The organism is Streptomyces sp. (assembly GCF_035645055.1).
In the GTDB taxonomy this organism is placed as follows: Bacteria; Actinomycetota; Actinomycetes; order Streptomycetales; family Streptomycetaceae; genus Streptomyces.
In genome coordinates this window covers 53,527-70,265 of record NZ_DASQNH010000072.1, presented here as the reverse complement: position 1 = coordinate 70,265, position 16,739 = coordinate 53,527, and the positions used below count along the sequence as shown (strand labels likewise).

General features: G+C 73.1%; 15 protein-coding genes. 5 read left to right on the top strand and 10 right to left on the bottom strand.

The window, feature by feature from the left end:
* The first annotated feature begins 14 nt into the window (after positions 1–14).
* Positions 15–389 (top strand): RNA polymerase-binding protein RbpA, encoded by a 375-nt coding sequence (locus VE614_RS23695; RefSeq protein ID WP_003977404.1) that lies wholly within the window; start codon positions 15–17, stop codon positions 387–389.
* Between the two features lie 142 nt (positions 390–531).
* Here the strand turns inward: VE614_RS23695 and fxsA are convergent, their stop codons facing one another.
* The 4 genes from fxsA to VE614_RS23675 form a co-directional block, all read right to left on the bottom strand.
* Entirely contained in the window at positions 532–1,092 is a 561-nt protein-coding gene (gene fxsA, locus VE614_RS23690) for an FxsA family membrane protein (protein WP_324940689.1), read from the bottom strand.
* 55 nt (positions 1,093–1,147) lie between these two features.
* Positions 1,148–1,954 (bottom strand): polyprenol monophosphomannose synthase, encoded by an 807-nt coding sequence (locus VE614_RS23685; protein ID WP_324940686.1) that lies wholly within the window; start codon positions 1,952–1,954, stop codon positions 1,148–1,150.
* Between the two features lie 532 nt (positions 1,955–2,486).
* Entirely contained in the window at positions 2,487–4,091 is a 1,605-nt protein-coding gene (locus tag VE614_RS23680) for an amidohydrolase (protein WP_324940682.1), read from the bottom strand.
* Positions 4,092–4,136: 45 nt separating this feature from the next.
* A complete protein-coding gene (locus VE614_RS23675; protein ID WP_076092236.1) occupies positions 4,137–4,577 on the bottom strand; it encodes an Lrp/AsnC family transcriptional regulator in 441 nt (146 codons plus the stop codon).
* A gap of 266 nt (positions 4,578–4,843) precedes the next feature.
* Here VE614_RS23675 and VE614_RS23670 point away from each other — a divergent pair, with 266 nt between their 5' ends.
* Entirely contained in the window at positions 4,844–5,281 is a 438-nt protein-coding gene (locus tag VE614_RS23670) for a hypothetical protein (RefSeq protein WP_324940676.1), read from the top strand.
* 500 nt (positions 5,282–5,781) lie between these two features.
* On the opposite strand, the gene VE614_RS23665 is transcribed toward VE614_RS23670, so the two are convergent.
* Complete coding sequence (locus VE614_RS23665) at positions 5,782–6,954, bottom strand: acyl-CoA dehydrogenase family protein (protein ID WP_324940673.1); 1,173 nt, start codon at positions 6,952–6,954, stop codon at positions 5,782–5,784.
* Between the two features lie 352 nt (positions 6,955–7,306).
* Here VE614_RS23665 and VE614_RS23660 point away from each other — a divergent pair, with 352 nt between their 5' ends.
* A complete protein-coding gene (locus VE614_RS23660) occupies positions 7,307–8,554 on the top strand; it encodes a glycoside hydrolase family 18 protein (protein ID WP_324940670.1) in 1,248 nt (415 codons plus the stop codon).
* Positions 8,555–8,606: 52 nt separating this feature from the next.
* On the opposite strand, the gene VE614_RS23655 is transcribed toward VE614_RS23660, so the two are convergent.
* The 3 genes from VE614_RS23655 to VE614_RS23645 all read right to left on the bottom strand — a co-directional run bounded on the left by VE614_RS23655 (position 8,607) and on the right by VE614_RS23645 (position 11,037).
* Positions 8,607–9,299, bottom strand: a complete 693-nt coding sequence (locus tag VE614_RS23655) for a TetR/AcrR family transcriptional regulator (RefSeq protein WP_414719632.1) — start codon at positions 9,297–9,299, stop codon at positions 8,607–8,609.
* 81 nt (positions 9,300–9,380) lie between these two features.
* The gene (locus tag VE614_RS23650) at positions 9,381–9,521 is read right to left on the bottom strand and encodes an SCO1431 family membrane protein (protein ID WP_324940665.1); all 141 of its coding nucleotides are present in this window, start codon (positions 9,519–9,521) and stop codon (positions 9,381–9,383) included.
* Between the two features lie 151 nt (positions 9,522–9,672).
* Positions 9,673–11,037, bottom strand: coding sequence for a peptidase C39 family protein (locus tag VE614_RS23645; protein ID WP_324940662.1), 1,365 nt, complete (start codon positions 11,035–11,037; stop codon positions 9,673–9,675).
* Between the two features lie 173 nt (positions 11,038–11,210).
* On the opposite strand from VE614_RS23645, the gene VE614_RS23640 reads away from it, so the two are divergent.
* Both VE614_RS23640 and VE614_RS23635 read left to right on the top strand, forming a co-directional pair.
* Positions 11,211–11,810 carry a hypothetical protein gene (locus VE614_RS23640; protein ID WP_324940659.1) on the top strand — a complete coding sequence of 200 codons (600 nt, stop codon included), beginning with the start codon at positions 11,211–11,213 and terminating at the stop codon, positions 11,808–11,810.
* A gap of 398 nt (positions 11,811–12,208) precedes the next feature.
* Complete coding sequence (locus VE614_RS23635) at positions 12,209–14,074, top strand: AAA family ATPase (RefSeq protein ID WP_324940654.1); 1,866 nt, start codon at positions 12,209–12,211, stop codon at positions 14,072–14,074.
* Between the two features lie 59 nt (positions 14,075–14,133).
* Here the strand turns inward: VE614_RS23635 and VE614_RS23630 are convergent, their stop codons facing one another.
* A complete protein-coding gene (locus VE614_RS23630; protein WP_324940652.1) occupies positions 14,134–15,207 on the bottom strand; it encodes a hemolysin family protein in 1,074 nt (357 codons plus the stop codon).
* Entirely contained in the window at positions 15,204–16,529 is a 1,326-nt protein-coding gene (locus VE614_RS23625; protein WP_324940649.1) for a hemolysin family protein, read from the bottom strand. Before VE614_RS23625 ends, VE614_RS23630 begins: the two co-directional genes overlap by 4 nt.
* Positions 16,530–16,739 lie beyond the last annotated feature (210 nt).

Here is a 16,739-nt window from a genome sequence, read left to right as displayed (position 1 = left end):
GGGAGGCACGATTCATGAGTGAGCGAGCTCTTCGCGGCACGCGCCTCGTGGTGACCAGCTACGAGACGGACCGCGGCATCGACCTGGCCCCGCGCCAGGCCGTGGAGTACGCATGCGAGAAGGGGCACCGCTTCGAGATGCCCTTCTCGGTCGAGGCGGAGATCCCGCCGGAGTGGGAGTGCAAGGTCTGCGGGGCCCAGGCACTCCTCGTGGACGGCGACGGCCCGGAGGAGAAGAAGGCCAAGCCGGCGCGAACGCATTGGGACATGCTGATGGAGCGGCGTACCCGCGAGGAGCTCGAAGAGGTCCTCGAGGAGCGCCTCGCCGTGCTGCGTTCCGGCGCGATGAACATCGCCGTTCATCCCCGGGACAGCCGCAAGTCGGCCTGATCCCCGCGGAGCCTGGCCCGCTATCCAGCGCACGCACGATGACCGCGGGCGCCGTACGTGACTCCACGTACGGCGCCCGCGGTCGTTGTGCCCGCAGTGCTCTTGGCGGGCCGGGCCCGAACCCGGCGGGCCGGGGCCGCACTCAGCGGTTCAGCGGCGGACGCTGTTCGCGCGGCGCGTCCCCGGGCTCGTCGCGGATGACCTCGCCCAGCACGACCTTGCCGTCGGGACGGCGCATCCGGGCCTGCTGGAAGGCGTCACCCAGGCCACCGGGGGCGGCCCGGCGCAGCTTGCGGTCCACCGTCCGCTCCGCGTACCGCCCCAGGGCCTTCTGGACCGGCGGGACGAGCAGCAGCAGACCGGCGACGTCCGAGATCGGCCCGGGCAGCATCAGCAGCAGGCCGCCCAGCATCATCAGGCCGCTGCCGCTGCCGCCGCCGCTGGAGGGGGCCGTGCCCCGCTGCAGCGCCTCGTTGAGGTTCTGGAAGGCGCGCCGTCCCGCCCGCTTGATCACCACCGAGCCGAGGACGATCCCGGCGATCAGCAGCAGGAACACCATGAACCCGCCCGCCACGTCCGCGACCACGGTGAGCAGCCAGATCTCCAGCACCAGCCAGGCCGCGACGGCGAGCGGCAGCACGGTACGCAGCCGGGACCGCCGGGGCCGGGTGGCGGGCGGAGGGGTCGAAGCGCCAGTCATCATGGCTCCAGTGTGCCTGGGCCCGGCTCAGCAGGGGATAAGGGCCGACGCCACAGCCCTACGGCTTGGCCGCGTCGCCGCCCCGGCCGCCCAGCAGCTTGCCGACCCGCTCCCCCACGCCCCAGGTGGTGACCCGCCACAGGGCTTCCACCAGGATGTCGCGGCTCATCTTCGAGTCACCCAGTTCGCGTTCGACGAAGGTGATGGGGACCTCGACGACGTGGTAGCCGGCCTTGATCGCGCGGCGGGCGAGGTCGACCTGGAAGCAGTAGCCCTGGGAGGCGACGTCGTCGAGGCCGAGGCCGCGCAGGGTCTCCGCGCGGAAGGCGCGGTAGCCACCGGTGATGTCGCGCAGCGGCAGGTCGAGCGCGAGGCGCGAGTAGAGGCTGCCGCCCCGGGAGATGATCTCGCGGGACTTGGGCCAGTTCACCACCCGGCCGCCCGGCACCCAGCGGGAGCCGAGCACCAGGTCGGCGCCCTTGAGGGCGGTCAGCAGCCGGGGCAGTTCCTCGGGCTGGTGGGAGCCGTCGGCATCCATCTCGATCAGCACGCCGTAGTCGCGCTCCAGCCCCCAGCGGAAGCCCGCGAGGTAGGCGGCGCCCAGGCCCTCCTTGCCCTTGCGGTGCAGCACGTGGACCTGGTCGTCGGCGGCGGCGAGTTCGTCGGCGAGCTTGCCCGTGCCGTCGGGGCTGTTGTCGTCGGCCACGAGAACATGCGCCTCGGGGACCGCCTCGCGCACCCGGCCCACGATCGCCTTGATGTTCTCCGCCTCGTTGTAGGTCGGAATGATCACCAAGGCCGTGCCGAGCGGGCCGAAGCGCCTCCCCTGGGCCTCTGCCGCGCGGGTCCCTTCGCCGTCGTTCACTACTGCCCCTTCATGTCCGTCGCAGACGTCCACCATAGTGGCCGCGGCCTGCGATGACGTGACAAGACGTGCGGATGGTGGTGCGGATCGCGCGCGAGCGGGGTGGAGCCACGGGTTTTCGGCCGTGCGGCGGATGGGGGCCCGGCGCCCTTCGGGCCGACCTGGGACCCGCTGGCTGCGGGTCTGCCGAAAGCCGTTGTCTACTGAGCACCCGGGCCCCACCCGGGTCACACCTTCCCGGCCGGCCGGAACGTTCCCCCGGGTGCGGCGCCGGCGCTGAGCCTGGCTCCCAGCGACGGTGCCCCGGTGCGGTACACCATCCCTGACCCAGCGGCGCCGCGACGAGCGGGCGAACGTTCCCCGGTCGGGTGTCCGGTGGTGGACCCGGCCGAACCTACCGGCCCCTGACCGCCGCCTGTCAACAGCAGCTTGACCTGCGGTTCTGGCATGAAACCGCAGGTCGGACGGGGAGGATGCGCAGGTCGCGCGACGGGGCGCCGTCCCCCGGCCGCCGCGCCGCCACCCCGGGAGATCACTCGCCCGGCCGTACGAACACCGTCCGCCCGCCGACCACCGTGCGCAAGCAGACGGGCAGGTCGCCGCCAGGGGTGAGATCGGGCAGGCCGGGGGTGCCGGAGCGCGGGTCGGTGGACCAGCGGGCCACCCGGTCGTCCGGAGCCTGCACGACCAGCGCGCCGGTGCGCCACACGGCGTAGTCCGCGGGCGCGCCCGGCACCAGGAGGCCCGCGTCGTCGCGGCCGATCGCCCGCCAGCCGCCGCGCGTGTGGGCGGTGAAGGCGGCCCGTACGGAGACCCGGTGCTCGGGCGTGCGGTGGAAGGCGGCGGCGCGGACGGTGCCCCACGGGTCCAGCGGGGTGACCGGGCTGTCCGAGCCGAGAGCGAGCGGGACACCGGCCCGCAGCAGGGCCGCGAACGGGTTCAGGGTGCGGGCGCGCTCGGTGCCGAGCCGCTGGGCGTACATGCCCTCGTCGCCGCCCCACAGGGCGTCGAAGGCGGGCTGCACTGAGGCGGTGAGGCCGAGTTCGGCGAAGGCGGCGACGGTCTGCGGGGTGAGCATCTCGGCGTGTTCGACGCGGTGCCGGGCGGCCCGGATCCGGTCGGGTCCGACCTTCTCGGCGGCGGCGCGCACGCCCTCGACGACGGCGGTGACGGCGGCGTCGCCGATGGCGTGGAAGCCCGCCTGCAGGCCCGCCTCGGTGCAGGCGACGACGTGGGCGGCGACCGCGGCGGCGTCCAGGTAGGCGGTGCCGGTGTGGGCGGCGTCGGCGTACGGCTCGTGCAGGCAGGCGGTGTGGGAGCCGAGGGCGCCGTCCGCGAAGAGGTCGCCGGCGGCGCCCAGCGCGCCCAGCTCCCGGGCCTTGTCGACGTCCCGTTCGGCCCAGTAGCCGACGACGCGCGGGCCGGGCTCCTCGGCGGCGAGGCGGAGCAGCCCGGTGAAGTCGTCCTCGGAGGAGATCTCCGGGCCCCCGCACTCGTGCACCGAGCCGATCCCGAGGGAGGCGGCGTGGGCGAGGGCGGCACGCTGGGCCTCGCCGCGCTGGACGGGGGTGATCGCGGAGAGGGCGGTGGCCCGCACGGCGTGGTGGGCCTCGGCGGTGAGGGGGCCGTCGCCCACCGGTCCGAGGCCCGGGGTCAGGTCGAGCAGGGCCGTGGTGACCACCGCGGAGTGCACGTCGATCCGGCTCAGGTACAAGGGCCGTCCGCCGGTCGCCTCGTCCAGCTCGGCGCGGGTCGGGGGGCGGCCGCCGGGCCAGCGGGCGGCGTCCCAGCCGTGCCCGAGCAGGACCCGGTCGTGCGGACGCGCGGCGGCGAACTCGCGGACCAGTGCGAGCGCCTGGCCGAGGTCCCGCGCGGCGGACAGGTCGAGCCCGGTGAGAGCCAGCCCGGTGGCGGTGGTGTGGACGTGGGCGTCGGTGAACGCGGGGGTGACGAGGGCGCCGTCGAGGTCGATCACCTCGTCGACGCCGTCCGCGAAGGCGTCGGCCGCGCCCTCGGAGCCGACCCAGGCGACCTGGCCGTGCTCGACCACCATGGCGGTGGCGAACGGGTCGGCGGGGCTGTGGACCTCTCCGCGGCGGAGGAGGACGGTCTTCGTCGGGGCGGTGCGCTCACTCATGGGAACAGTCTGGCGCCCCGCGCGCGCCGCCCCGCACCCAGGTGCTCAGATGCGCGGGGGCCGGGCCTCGTACGGCGTCGAGAGGACCACGGTCGTACGGGTCGAGACCCCGGCGAGACTACGCAGCCGGGCCAGCAGCTCCTCCAGTTCGTGGGGGGTGGCCACCCGCACCTTGAGGATGTAGTTCTCGTCGCCCGCGACGCTGTGGCAGGCCTCGATCTCGGGGACGTCCGCGAGCCGGTCGGCGATGTCGTCGGGCGCGCTCGGGTCGAACGGCTTCACCGAGATGAACGCGGTCAGCGGCAGCCCGACCGCCTCGGGGTCGACGACGGCCGCGTACCCGCGGATGACGCCCCGCTGCTCCAGCCGGCGCACCCGCTGGTGTACGGCTGACGTGGACAGGCCCGTGGCCTTGCCCAGGTCGGTGTAGCTCATCCGCCCGTCCTTGACGAGCAGCTGCACGATCTGTCGGTCCAGCTCCTCCATGGCGCAAGAACCTACAGTGCGGCTGATCTCCTCGGATAGCCGAACGGAGCAGGTCATGCCCGGTTCGTGATGTCGGCGCCCGGATGATGAGCCATCCGGGCGACGGGAACACCGAGCAGGGCACCTGCGCATGGCATGTGACGAACACCACAAGATCCGGGCCGACTCCGTGATGTTCCCGTGATTACCCCCGAACGCCGCAGGGAAGTGCTTGGTGTGGTCGAGGCCGCAGTGCCTGAACGGCCCAGCCCGAGGGGGAGAATCCCATGCAGAGTCTTAAGCGCCCTGGTCGTACGCTGCCCAAGCGGCAGCCGGTCGTCGAACCCGAGCCGGAGGGCGTCGAACCCGACGCCCACGACGACGCGGACGAGTTCGACGCGTACGACACCTTCGAGATGTACCGGGTGATCTGCCCGGACTGCGCGCAGCCCATCGCCCTGCTGGCGGACGAGGAGGTCCTGCCGGAGCACGCGCTGTGCGCCTCGCCGTGGAATCCGTTCGGCCTCACGGTCTGCGCCGGCACCGGCCGCCGCGCCGCCGACGCCCGTCCCGCGGACGAGTCCATCGAGCCCCAGGAACAGGACACCGCCCTGCTGCTGACGCTGCCTCAGGGACTCGACTGGCGGATGCAGCCGTTCTCGCACGTCGGCGGCCCGGGCTCGCGCCCGATGCGCGTCCCGGCGATGCGCCGCCGCGCCGCCTGAGCCACCCGGCGCACCTTCCTCACCGCGACCGCGCCACGGCCCGGGTGTGCCGTGGTGCGGTTCGGCACGCCCTGACGCGAGGGGAGCGACCGCGCCGTACGGCCGCGCGCCGGCGGATGCGCCGCGCCCCCTCGCGCCGGGCGGCTCCGGCAGGCCGTCACGCGCCGGACGGCCGTCACGCGCCGGACGGGCGCCGCGCGCCGGACGGGCGCCCCGTGAACTCACGCCCGATTCCGTGCGCCGGTGACCTGTCCGGCCGGTGCCGCGTTGCCCTGGTATGACCCCCACCTATTCCACGACCGGGTGTCAGCGTCAGCTGTTCGTCCCGACCGTCGCAGAATCGGTTCCGCTTCCGTCCCCGCCCGCTCCCCCACAGCTCCAGGACCCGCCGATCTACCGCGATCTGCTGCAAGCCTGGGCCACCCGCGGCCGCACCCTGCCGGGGCGCCACGACCCGGAGTGGGTCCGGCTGGCGGCGCCCTTGGTCAGGCCCGGTCAGTTCAGCGGGTCTCCGGACCGGCGAGGTGACGGGCGATGACCATCCGCTGGATCTGATTGGTGCCCTCGACGATCTGCAGCACCTTGGCCTCGCGCATGTAGCGCTCGGCGGGGAAGTCCGCGGTGTAGCCGTAGCCGCCGAGGATCTGGACGGCGTCCGTGGTGACCTTCATCGCCGTGTCGGTGCAGTGCAGCTTGGCCATGGCCGCCTGCTTGGCGAACGGCCGGCCCGCGTCCTTCAGCCGCGCCGCCGCCAGGTAGAGGGCGCGGCCCGCCTCGATCTGGGTCGCCATGTCGGCGAGCATGAACCGCAGGCCCTGGAAGTCGGCGATGGGCCGGCCGAACTGCCGGCGCTCGCGCGCGTACCCCACCGCCGCGTCGAGCGCCGCCTGGGCGACGCCTATGGCGCAGGCGGCGATACCGAGCCGCCCGCCGTCCAGGGCGGACAGGGCGATCGCGAAACCCTGGCCCTCGCCTCCGACGCGCCGGTCGTCACCGACGCGCACCCCGTCGAGGTGGACCTGCGCGGTGGGCGAGCCCTTCATGCCCATCTTCTTCTCCGGTGCCGCGGCGCTCAGCCCCGCGGCGTCGCCGGGCACCAGGAAGGCGGTGATCCCGCGCGGGCCGTCCTCGCCGGTGCGGGCCATCACGGTGTAGAAGTCGGCGACGCCGCCGTGGGTGATCCAGGCCTTGGTCCCGGTGAGCACCCACTCGTCACCCTCCCGGACGGCCTTGGTGCGCAGGGAGGCCGCGTCCGAGCCGGAGGCGGGCTCGGAGAGGCAGTAGGCGCCGAGCAGACCGCCGCCGAGCATCGCGGGCAGGTGCTCGGCCCGCTGCTCCTTGGTGCCGTGGGTGGCGAGGGCGTAGGAGGCCAGCGTGTGCACGCTGACGCCGAGGCCGACGGTGAGCCGGGCCGCGGCCAGCTCCTCCAGGACCTGGAGGTAGACCTCGTAGGGCTGCTCCCCGCCGCCGTACTCGGCGTCGTAGGGCAGGCCGAGCAGGCCGGACTCGGACAGGAGGGTGAAGATCTCGCGCGGGAAGCGCCCGGCTTCCTCCTCCTCGGCCGCCCTGGGCGCGATCTCGCGCTGCGCGATGTCGCGGACGAGCGAGATCAGATCCCGGGCCTCGTCCGTGGGCAGTTGTCGGTCCACCGGCTGCGGGGCGCGGTCGGGCATGGCGACGCTCTCCTCCCGTTCGGGCACTACGGCGGACGAGCGCCGTGGGTGGGGCGGCTCCGCCTGTCTCATGAGGCCGGCCGCGGGGCGGGCTCCCGGGTCACGGAAGCCGCTGACCAGCGGCTGTGCGCAGTGAGTATGCCCGATCCGGGCCTCCGCGTCACCGGTTAACGACCGCTTACTTCAAAGAATCCTCCGGCCTGTGACCGGCGGGCGCATCCGCTGGGAAATTGGTCCGCACCATTGACCGACTGGTCTAGTCCTCCCTACGGTGTCGGATCACCGCACACGTCATCGCGTTCATGCCAATCGGCACGGCGTTCTCTCCCCTCTCCCCCACGAGGAGACACCGATGCGAACTCCCCACCGCCCTCACCGCCCCCGCGCCCGGTTCCGGGCGCTCGTCGCCGCCGCCTGTACCGCCGTCCTCGGTGCCGGACTGCTCGCGGGCGCGGGCGCCACCAGCGCGACCGCCGCACCCGAGGCGGAGGCGGCCGCCGGCTCCAAGGTCGTCGGCTACTTCACGGAATGGGGCACCTACGACCGCAAGTACCTGGTCAAGAACATCGAGACGTCCGGCTCCGCGGCCAAGCTCACCCACATCAACTACGCCTTCGGCAACGTCTCCGGCGGCAAGTGCGTGACGGGCGACGCCTACGCGGCCACCGACCGCACCTACACCGCCGCCGAGTCCGTCGACGGCGTCGCCGACACGTGGGACCAGCCGCTGCGCGGCACCTTCAACCAGCTGCGCGAGCTGAAGAAGAAGTACCCGCACATCAAGGTGCTGTGGTCGTTCGGCGGCTGGACCTGGTCGGGCGGCTTCGGCGAGGCGGCGAGGAACCCGGCCGCGTTCGCCCAGTCCTGCTACGACCTGGTCGAGAACCCCAGGTGGGCGGACGTCTTCGACGGCATCGACATCGACTGGGAGTACCCGAACGCCTGCGGCGCCACCTGCGACACCAGCGGCCGGGCGGCGTACAAGAACCTGATGGCGGCGGTGCGGGCCAAGTTCGGCTCCGGCAGCCTGGTCACCGCGGCGATCCCGGCGGACGCCACCGCCGGCGGCAAGATCGACGCGGCGGACTACGCGGGCGCCGCGCAGTACGTGAACTGGTACAACCCCATGACGTACGACTACTTCGGCGCCTGGGACGCCACCGGCCCGACCGCCCCGCACTCCCCGCTGACGTCCTACTCCGGCATCCCGAAGGCCGCGAACCACACCTCCGCGACGATCGCCAAGCTCAAGGGCCTCGGCATCCCCGCCTCCAAGCTGCTGCTGGGCATCGGCTTCTACGGCCGCGGCTGGACCGGCGTCACGCAGACCGCGCCCGGCGGCACCGCGACCGGCCCAGCCGCGGGCACCTACGAGCAGGGCATCGACGACTACAAGGTGCTGAAGACCAAGTGCCCGGCGACCGGCACGGTGGGCGGCACCGCCTACGCCAAGTGCGGCAGCAACTGGTGGAGTTACGACACCCCGGCGACCATCGCCACGAAGATGACCTACAAGAACCAGCAGGGCCTCGGCGGCACCTTCTTCTGGGAGCTGAGCGGGGACACGGCGGGCGGTGAGCTGATCCGGGCCATCAACTAGCCGGTGGTACGGGCAGGAACGAGGGGCGGCGGCCGGTCACCGGGCGCCGCCCTCAGCCGTCGCGGCGGGCGGGCTGCGGGACCGGGTAGGCGGGGTCCAGTTCCTCGATGGCCCGCATGGCGCCGCCGAGCGTCTTCACCAGCAGCTCCCGCATGAGATCGCGGGACAGGCCGGGGCGGTCGATCCAGTCGAGGGTGGCTCCCTCGACGCCGCACACCCAGCCGAGCAGCCCCATCCGCGCCAGCGGGGTGATCTGCCGGCGGCCGTACGCACCTTCGGCGATGGTCCCGACGATCGCCTCGCGCACCCCGTCACGGATGGCCTGCACCTCGGTGTCGAAGCCGACGCCGCCGCTGACGATGGTGCGGTACGCGGCCTGGTTGCGCTCGGCGTAGCGCAGATAGCCGTCGACGGCGCGCTCCACCCGGTCCCGTGCGGGCAGTTCGAGGCCGCTCGCCGCGAAGCTGACCAGGTCGGCGACGGAGTCCTGGACGATCGCCAGGTAGTAGCCGCGCTTGGACCGGAAGTAGTAGTAGATCAGTCCCTTGGCGACATGGGCCTGGCGTGCGATGTCGTCCATCGAGAGCGCGTCGTAGGACGTGTCGGCGAACAACTTCCGCCCGATCGCGATGAGTTCGGCGCGGCGGGCGTGGGAGCGCTCGGTTCCGCGCGGCCCGGGACGAGCGGCGTCGCGCTGTGCAGCGATATTCACTTTCGACCCTGGTTCCAAGGGGCGGCGGGACATCCGCAGTATGGCAGGCCGGACCGGTCGGATATGTGTAAGGTCACAGCGCCGCCGGGGTGCGGCGCACCGCGTGCCGACGGCTCAGAGCAGGCCGAGCTGGGTGACGAGCATCGCGACGACGGCCACGAGGACCCAGCCCATGGCGTGCTCGACGATCTTCGGGCCGTCGTCCTTGGGGCCGCCGGTGCGGGCGCGGGCGGCGGTGAGCGAGGTGGCGGTCATGTGCTTCTCACTGGTCTCGTGCGTGCGGTGGACATGCGGGGCCGTCCCCCGAGGGCCGGGGGTGCGATCCGCACCGGTCTGTCCACCTTGCCACCGCCCGCGCCGTTTGCGGCCGAGACGTTGCTCACAGCCCCGGCCGCGCCCGGCGGCGTCAGCGCACCCCGACGGCCGCGAGCGCCGCCCGCTGGCGCGGGGTCGGCCGGGCCGGGAAGTAGAGGTAGCAGACGCCGCCGGTGCCCGAGACGACCTTGCCCGAGGCGTTGTACCGCTTGGTCCTGAGCCAGATGTTCTCCCACTCACGGCGCTTGTAGACCCGCCGTACCGCGTCGTTGCTCGGTGAGGCCGGGTCGTTGGCGATCACGTCGCCCTCCGCGGTGAAGCCGATCACGGTCATCAGATGGCCGGCGGTGCCGTAGCCCGCGCCGGTCAGCTCCTCCTTGCGGAAGGACTGGGACGTGATGGCCGGGATACCGGCGGCGATCAGGGTCTCCAGGTCGGTCAGGGAACCGAGCCGGGTGACCACGCCCTGCAGCCCCTTGAAGGTGGCCGCGTAGGCCGCGTTGAACGGCCAGTTGCCGCAGCCCGCGTACTGGTAGTCGTAGGTGTACCGGGCGGCGTGGCAGACCTGCGGGTCGGCGTAGCTCGGGTCGACCCAGGCGAGCTGCTCCTCGGTGAGCCGGCCGCCCCAGTACTCGATGATCATCTGCGAGGAGGTGGGGCTGCACCAGGCCTCGCCGCCGTTGTCGTACTCGGGGTACTGGCCGACGTGGATCTCCTGGGAGTAGCGCGGGACGGCGAGCTCCTGGGCGAGACCGGGGGTGGAGGCCGGGACGGTGAAACGGTCCGGGACGTCGGAGCCCATCGCGCCGGCCCGCCACACGGTCGGGGTGAGCCGGGTGCCCGGCCGCCGGTACAGGGTCAGCCGCAGCCGGTAGGACACCAGCCGCAGCCCGGACGCCGGGTCGTCGAGGGCGAAGGTGTCCGTCCAGACGCTGCTCCTGCCGTCACCCTGGTCGTCGACCGAGGTCCGCCGGATGTCCCCGTCACCGGCCGCCCAGCGGCCCATGACGTACCAGGGGGTGTCGGTGCCGTCGGAGTAGGTGCCCTTGAGTTCGATCTGGAGCCAGGTGCCGTCCGGGGTGTCCGCGTTCCAGGACGGGATCACCTCGGTGGCGGGGACGGCGAGCCGGTGGACGGGCGAGGTCCAGGTCGCGTACTCCCAGCGGGAGGTCTTCCCGGTGTGCGGGTCCCGGTAGTCGAAGGTGCCGGCGGGCGAGGCGATCGCCAGGCCGGGCCGGGCGCCCGCGACGGCCCGGGTGCCCTTGGCGGTGCCGGAGCGCCAGTCGGAGAAGGTCGTCCAGGCGCGGTTGTCGACGGTGCGGGCCGGGGCCCCGGCGCCGGCCCCGCCGGCGGTCGTTGTACTGTCGGCCAGGGCCGTCCCCGCGCCGCCGGTGACCGCGGCGGCGACCGCGGCGGCCAGAACGGTTCTGCGGGACGGCTGTTCGGCTCTGCTCATGGGCGCTTGACTCCCAGGGGTGCGAGACGGGCAGGTCCTTGCACGGCTGTGTGCGGTCGTTGTGCGCCAACTATGGACGCGAGCGGACCGCCCTGCCAGCACTTCGGGGCATGCCGCGCCCACCAATATTGGTCGAGACCGCTGACGGGTGTGCCGCGCGGCATGATGGGCACGTGTCCCGTCCCCTGAACGGCCTCGCCCGTACGCTCCGCCGCCTGCCCCCGTCCTGCGGCCCGGTCCGCCTCGTCGGCGTCGACGGGCACGCGGGCTCGGGGAAGTCCACCTTCGCCGCGGAGCTGGCCGCCGCGCTCGGCGGGGCGCCGGTGCTGCACCTGGACGACATCGCCAGCCACGCGGAGCTGTTCGACTGGACCGGCCGGCTGCTGGCCCAGGTGATCGAGCCGCTGCGGGAGGGCACCACCGCCCGCTACGCCCCCTACGACTGGCGGGCCCGCCGCTTCGGCCCGCCCCGACCGCTGCCGCCCGCGCCGGTGATCCTCGTGGAGGGAGTGGGCGCGGGCCGCCGCGCGCTGCGTCCGCATCTGGCGCGCCTGCTGTGGATGGAGGTGCCGTCCGAGGAGTCCTGGGCGCGGGGGCGCTCCCGGGACGGGGAGGAGCAGCGGGAGTTCTGGGACGGATGGGTTCCCGCCGAGCGGCGGCATTTCGCCGACGATCCCTCGCGGCCGTTCGCCGACCTTCTGGTGCGCCAGGTAACAGAGGGCTATGAGGTGCTGACGGGACCCGTGGGACGGCCCGAGGGGACCATCTGGTGACACTGAGTGATGGGCCGTCTTCGGTGTGGTGAACCTGTGAAGACCCTTGCGTGCGAACTTGGCCGAGTGCCTCAACTCGGCTTGACCGGGGGGCCGTACAGGACTTACGTTCTCAATGTGCGGCCAAACGGAGCCGCCCCACGACGCGAAGCCCCCGGTTGTTCCCCCGTGACCGGGGGCTTCGTTCTGCCTCCGGACACTTCTCCGGGCGCCGCGCGGCACGCTCCGCTCACCCTCGGTCACCACGCGCCGTGCGCCCCCTCTGCTCCCACCTCGCCGAACGCCCCCTGCGGCACCCTTCGGCGGCGCCCGGCCCGCGGGTACGATGCCCACTGTCGCAACTCCGGTCCGCTGCACAGCGGTTCGGCCGGCGGGGGCACGGTTTGTGGGGGGACGGGATGGACTTCGGCACGCAGGGCCCCGAGGCCCCGGCCGACCTGGCCTGGCTGCGAGGCGTGGACGCCTACACCATGGGTGCCTACCCGCAGGCGGAGGAGGAGTTCCGGAGCGCGGTGCGGCTGGATCCGGGAATGGCCGACGGCTGGCTCGGACTGCACGCGCTGCGCGTCGACACCACGACCGCCCTGCTGCGGATGTTCCGCCACCGTGACCGCTTCGGCGAGCAACGCGCCCGCCACCGGCGCACCCTCAACTCCTGGTACTGGCTGGGCTGGTGGGTTCAGCCGGTGCTGGAGAGCCCACGCGATCTGCAGCTCGCGCACGCCTCGCACTGGCTGGACGGCCGCCATGTCCCGGAGCTGGACCGGGCCCTCGCCGGACTGCCGCCGGTCGACACCGATCCGCAGGTCCGCTTTCTGCACGCCTGCCGGGCCTATCTGGTCAAGGACTGGGAGCAGCTGGTCCGGCACACCGACCCGCTGCTGGACGATCCCCTGCTCGGCATCGAGGCGGGCCTGTTCGGCGGCATGGCCCGGGTCCGCCTGGAGATGTACGGCCAGGCCGAACCCCTGCTGTCCGCCGCCCTGATGCGCTGCCGCAGCGAGCAGCCGCAGCGCAAGGAGCTGCGGTACTGGCTGGCCCGGGCGCACGAGGGCACCGGCCGCTCGGCCGCGGCCCTCCCCCTGTACCGGGCGGTGCACCGCGTCGATCCCGCGTTCATGGACACCTCCGCGCGGCTCGCCGCGATCGCCGAGGGCGACGGGTACGACGAGGCCGACGGCCTCACCGCGCTCACCCTCGCCGGCACCGGCCCCGACGGGCTCGACGGCGCCGACGGGCTGGACCCGCTCTACGGCCTCGAGGACCGGAACCTGAAGCTGTCCGAACCCGAGCCGCCACCGCCCGCCGGGCCACTGCCGTCGGAGATCGACCCGTCGGTGCGCGAGAAGATCCTGCCGGTGCAGCCGCTGCCCGCCGGGCCCACCGATCCCGGCCTCCTCGAGGAGGCGCTCGCCGAACTGGAGCGCATGGTGGGCCTGGAGCCGGTGAAACGCCAGGTCAAAGCCCTGTCGGCACAGCTGAACATGGCCCGGCTGCGCGCCGGGCAGGGGCTGCCCGTCCAGCCGCCCAAGCGGCACTTCGTCTTCTCCGGCCCCTCCGGCACCGGCAAGACCACCGTGGCCCGGATCCTCGGCCGGGTCTTCTACGCGCTCGGCCTGCTCGGCGGCGACCATCTGGTGGAGGCGCAGCGGGCCGACCTGGTCGGCGAGTATCTGGGCCAGACGGCCGTGAAGGCCAACGAACTGATCGACTCCGCGCTCGGCGGGGTGCTCTTCGTCGACGAGGCGTACTCGCTGTCCAACTCCGGCTACGGCAAGGGCGACGCCTACGGCGACGAGGCGTTGCAGGTGCTGCTGAAGCGGGCGGAGGACAACCGCGACCACCTGGTGGTGATCCTGGCCGGCTACCCGGAGGGCATGGACCGGCTGCTGGCCGCCAATCCCGGCCTGTCCTCGCGCTTCACCACCCGGGTCGACTTCCCCTCGTACCGCCCGCTGGAGCTGACCGCGATCGGCGAGGTGCTGGCCGCGGAGAACGGCGACGTGTGGGACGAGGAGTCGCTGGAGGAGCTGCGGTCGATCGCCGGGCACGTGGTGGAGCAGGGCTGGATCGACGAGCTGGGCAACGGGCGGTTCCTGAGGACGCTGTACGAGAAGAGCTGCGCGTACCGCGATCTGCGGCTGTCGGCGTATCCGGGCACGCTGACCCGGGACGACCTGGCGACCCTGCGGCTGCCGGATCTGATGCAGGCGTACGGCGAGGTGCTGTCGGGGCGGGGACCGCAGGATCCGTCCGCGTTGTGACGGATCCCGCGGCGCTGGGCGGCCCTGGGCGTCGTGGGTGTCCCCGGGCGTCCCGGGCGTCAGCCCGTCAGGACCTCCTCGGCCGAGCGGGACTCGGACACGGCCGGCACGGGCTCCCGGTGCGCCGGATCACGCACCTCGCCGACCAGCAGTTCCAGTACGTCCTCCAGGGCCACCAGACCCAGCACCCGGCCGGAGGCGTCGGCCACCTGGGCGAGGTGGGTGGCGGCACGGCGCATGACCGTCAGGGCGTCGTCGAGGGGCAGCTCGGAACGCAGGGTCGTCATCGGCCGCCACACGTGCTGCGGCACCGCGCGGTCGGAGTCCTCCAGGTCGAGGACGTCCTTGACGTGCAGATACCCCATGAAGGCGCCACCGTCCGCGGCCACGGGGAAGCGGGAGTACCCGGTGCGCCCGGTCAGCTCGACGATCTGTCCCGGTGTGACCGACGGGTCCACCGTCACCAGCGACTCCCGCTTCAGCAGGACGTCCGTCACCGGGCGTGAACCCAGCTCCAGCGCGTCCTCCAGGCGCTCGGCCTCCTCCGGGTCGAGCAGTCCGGCCTGCCCGGAGTCCTCCACCAGCCGGTTGAGCTGTTCGCTGGTGAAGACGGCCTCGACCTCGTCCTTGGGCTCGACCCGGAAGAGCCGCAGCACGCCCTGGGCGCAGGCGCCGAGGGCCACGGTGATCGGCCGGCACAGCCGGGCGAACGCGACCAGGCCGGGGCTGAGCCACAGCGCGGCCCTCTCCGGGGCGGCCATCGCCAGGTTCTTCGGGACCATCTCACCGATGACGAGGTGGAAGAAGACGACGGTGGCCAGCGCGATGACGTACCCCAGCGGGTGGATCATCGCGTGCGGCAGATGGATCCAGGCGAAGAACGGCTCCAGCAGGTGCGCGACCGTCGGCTCGGCGACCGCGCCCAGCGTCAGCGAGCAGACGGTGATGCCGAACTGCGCGGCGGCCATCATCTGCGGCAGCCGCTCCAGGCCGTACAGCACCTGGCGGGCGCGGGCGGTGCCGAGCGGTTCGATCTGGCTGCGGCGGACCGAGACCAGCGCGAACTCGGCGCCGACGAAGAAGCCGTTGGCGAGCACGAGCAGCGCGGCGAAGAGCAGTTGGAGCAGGCTCATCGGGCGGCCTCCAGGACGGGGGCGGTGCGCACCAGGCGGACGCGTTCCGCGCGGTAGTGGCCGACCTGGCGTACGGCGAGCCGCCAGCCGGGCAGTTCCGCCCGGTCGCCGACGGCCGGGATCCGGCCGAGCAGGTCGGCGACGAGCCCGGCGACCGTCTCGTAGGGCCCCTCGGGCACGTCCAGGCCGATCCGGAGCAGGGTGTCGACCCGGCAGCTGCCGTCGACGTCCCAGGCCGGTCTGCCGTCCTCCGGCGGGGCGGGCGCGAGTTCCGGTGTGTCGTGCCCGTCGTGCTCGTCGCGGACCTCGCCGACGATCTCCTCGACGATGTCCTCCAGGGTGACGACCCCGGCCGTGCCGCCGTACTCGTCGACGACCACCGCGATCGGCTGCTCGCTGCGCAGCCGGGCCAGCAGGGGCCGCACGGGCAGCGTCTCGGGGACGAGCAGGGCCCGGCGGGCGATCCGCGAGACGGGGGTGCGCAGCCGCTCGTGGGCGGGTATCGCGAGGGCGTCCTTGAGATGGACCATGCCGATGACCTCGTCGATCCGCTCCCGGTAGACGGGGAAGCGGGACAGGCCGGTGGCGCGGGTCAGGTTGACCACGTCCTCGGCGGTCGCCGACGACTGGAGGGCACTGACCTTCACGCGCGGGGTCATCACATGCTGCGCGGTCAGCTCGCCGAGGGACAGGGTGCGCACGAAGAGGTCCGCGGTGTCCTGTTCCAGGGCGCCGGCCCGCGCGGAGTGCCGGGCGAGGGAGACGAGTTCGCCGGGGGTGCGGGCGGAGGCCAGCTCCTCGGCGGGCTCGAAGCCCAGGGCGCGCACGAGCCGGTTGGCGACGCCGTTCAGCCCGGCGATGACCGGGCGGAACAGGCGGGCGAAGGCATGCTGCGGGCCGGCGACGAACCGCGCGACCTGCATCGGGCGGGACACCGCCCAGTTCTTGGGGACCAGTTCGCCGACGACCATCTGCACGGCGGAGGCCAGCAGCATGCCGACGACGACGGCCACCCCGGACACCGCGCCCTCGGGGACGCCGACGGCCGTGAGCGGCCCGTCGAGCAACTGGGCGAGGGCCGGCTGGGCGAGCATGCCGACGACCAGGGAGGTGATGGTGATACCGAGCTGGGTGCCGGAGAGCTGGAAGGACAGCTCCTTGAGGGAGGCGACGACCCGGACGGCCCGTCGGTCGCCCTCGGCGGCGGCCTTCTCGGCCTCCGGGCGCTCGACCGTCACCAGGCCGAACTCGGCCGCCACGAAGAATCCGTTGGCCAGAATCAGCAGGAACGCGGCTGCCAGGAGCAGCAGGGGGGTGCTCATGATGCCGCCGCCTCCGCACGGGCGCGGCCCTCGGGAACGCGGTCCGCGCTATGTCGGCAGGGGGCGGCGCAGGTACTGCAGGACGATCCGTCCATCGCCGGAGGGTGTCACTCCTCGGGTAGCAGGAACCCCTGTGCGCCGGGCGGCACGACAGGGGCGGAGGCGCGGGACATTGCGCCTCCGCCCCACAGATTAATCAAGACAGGGGGT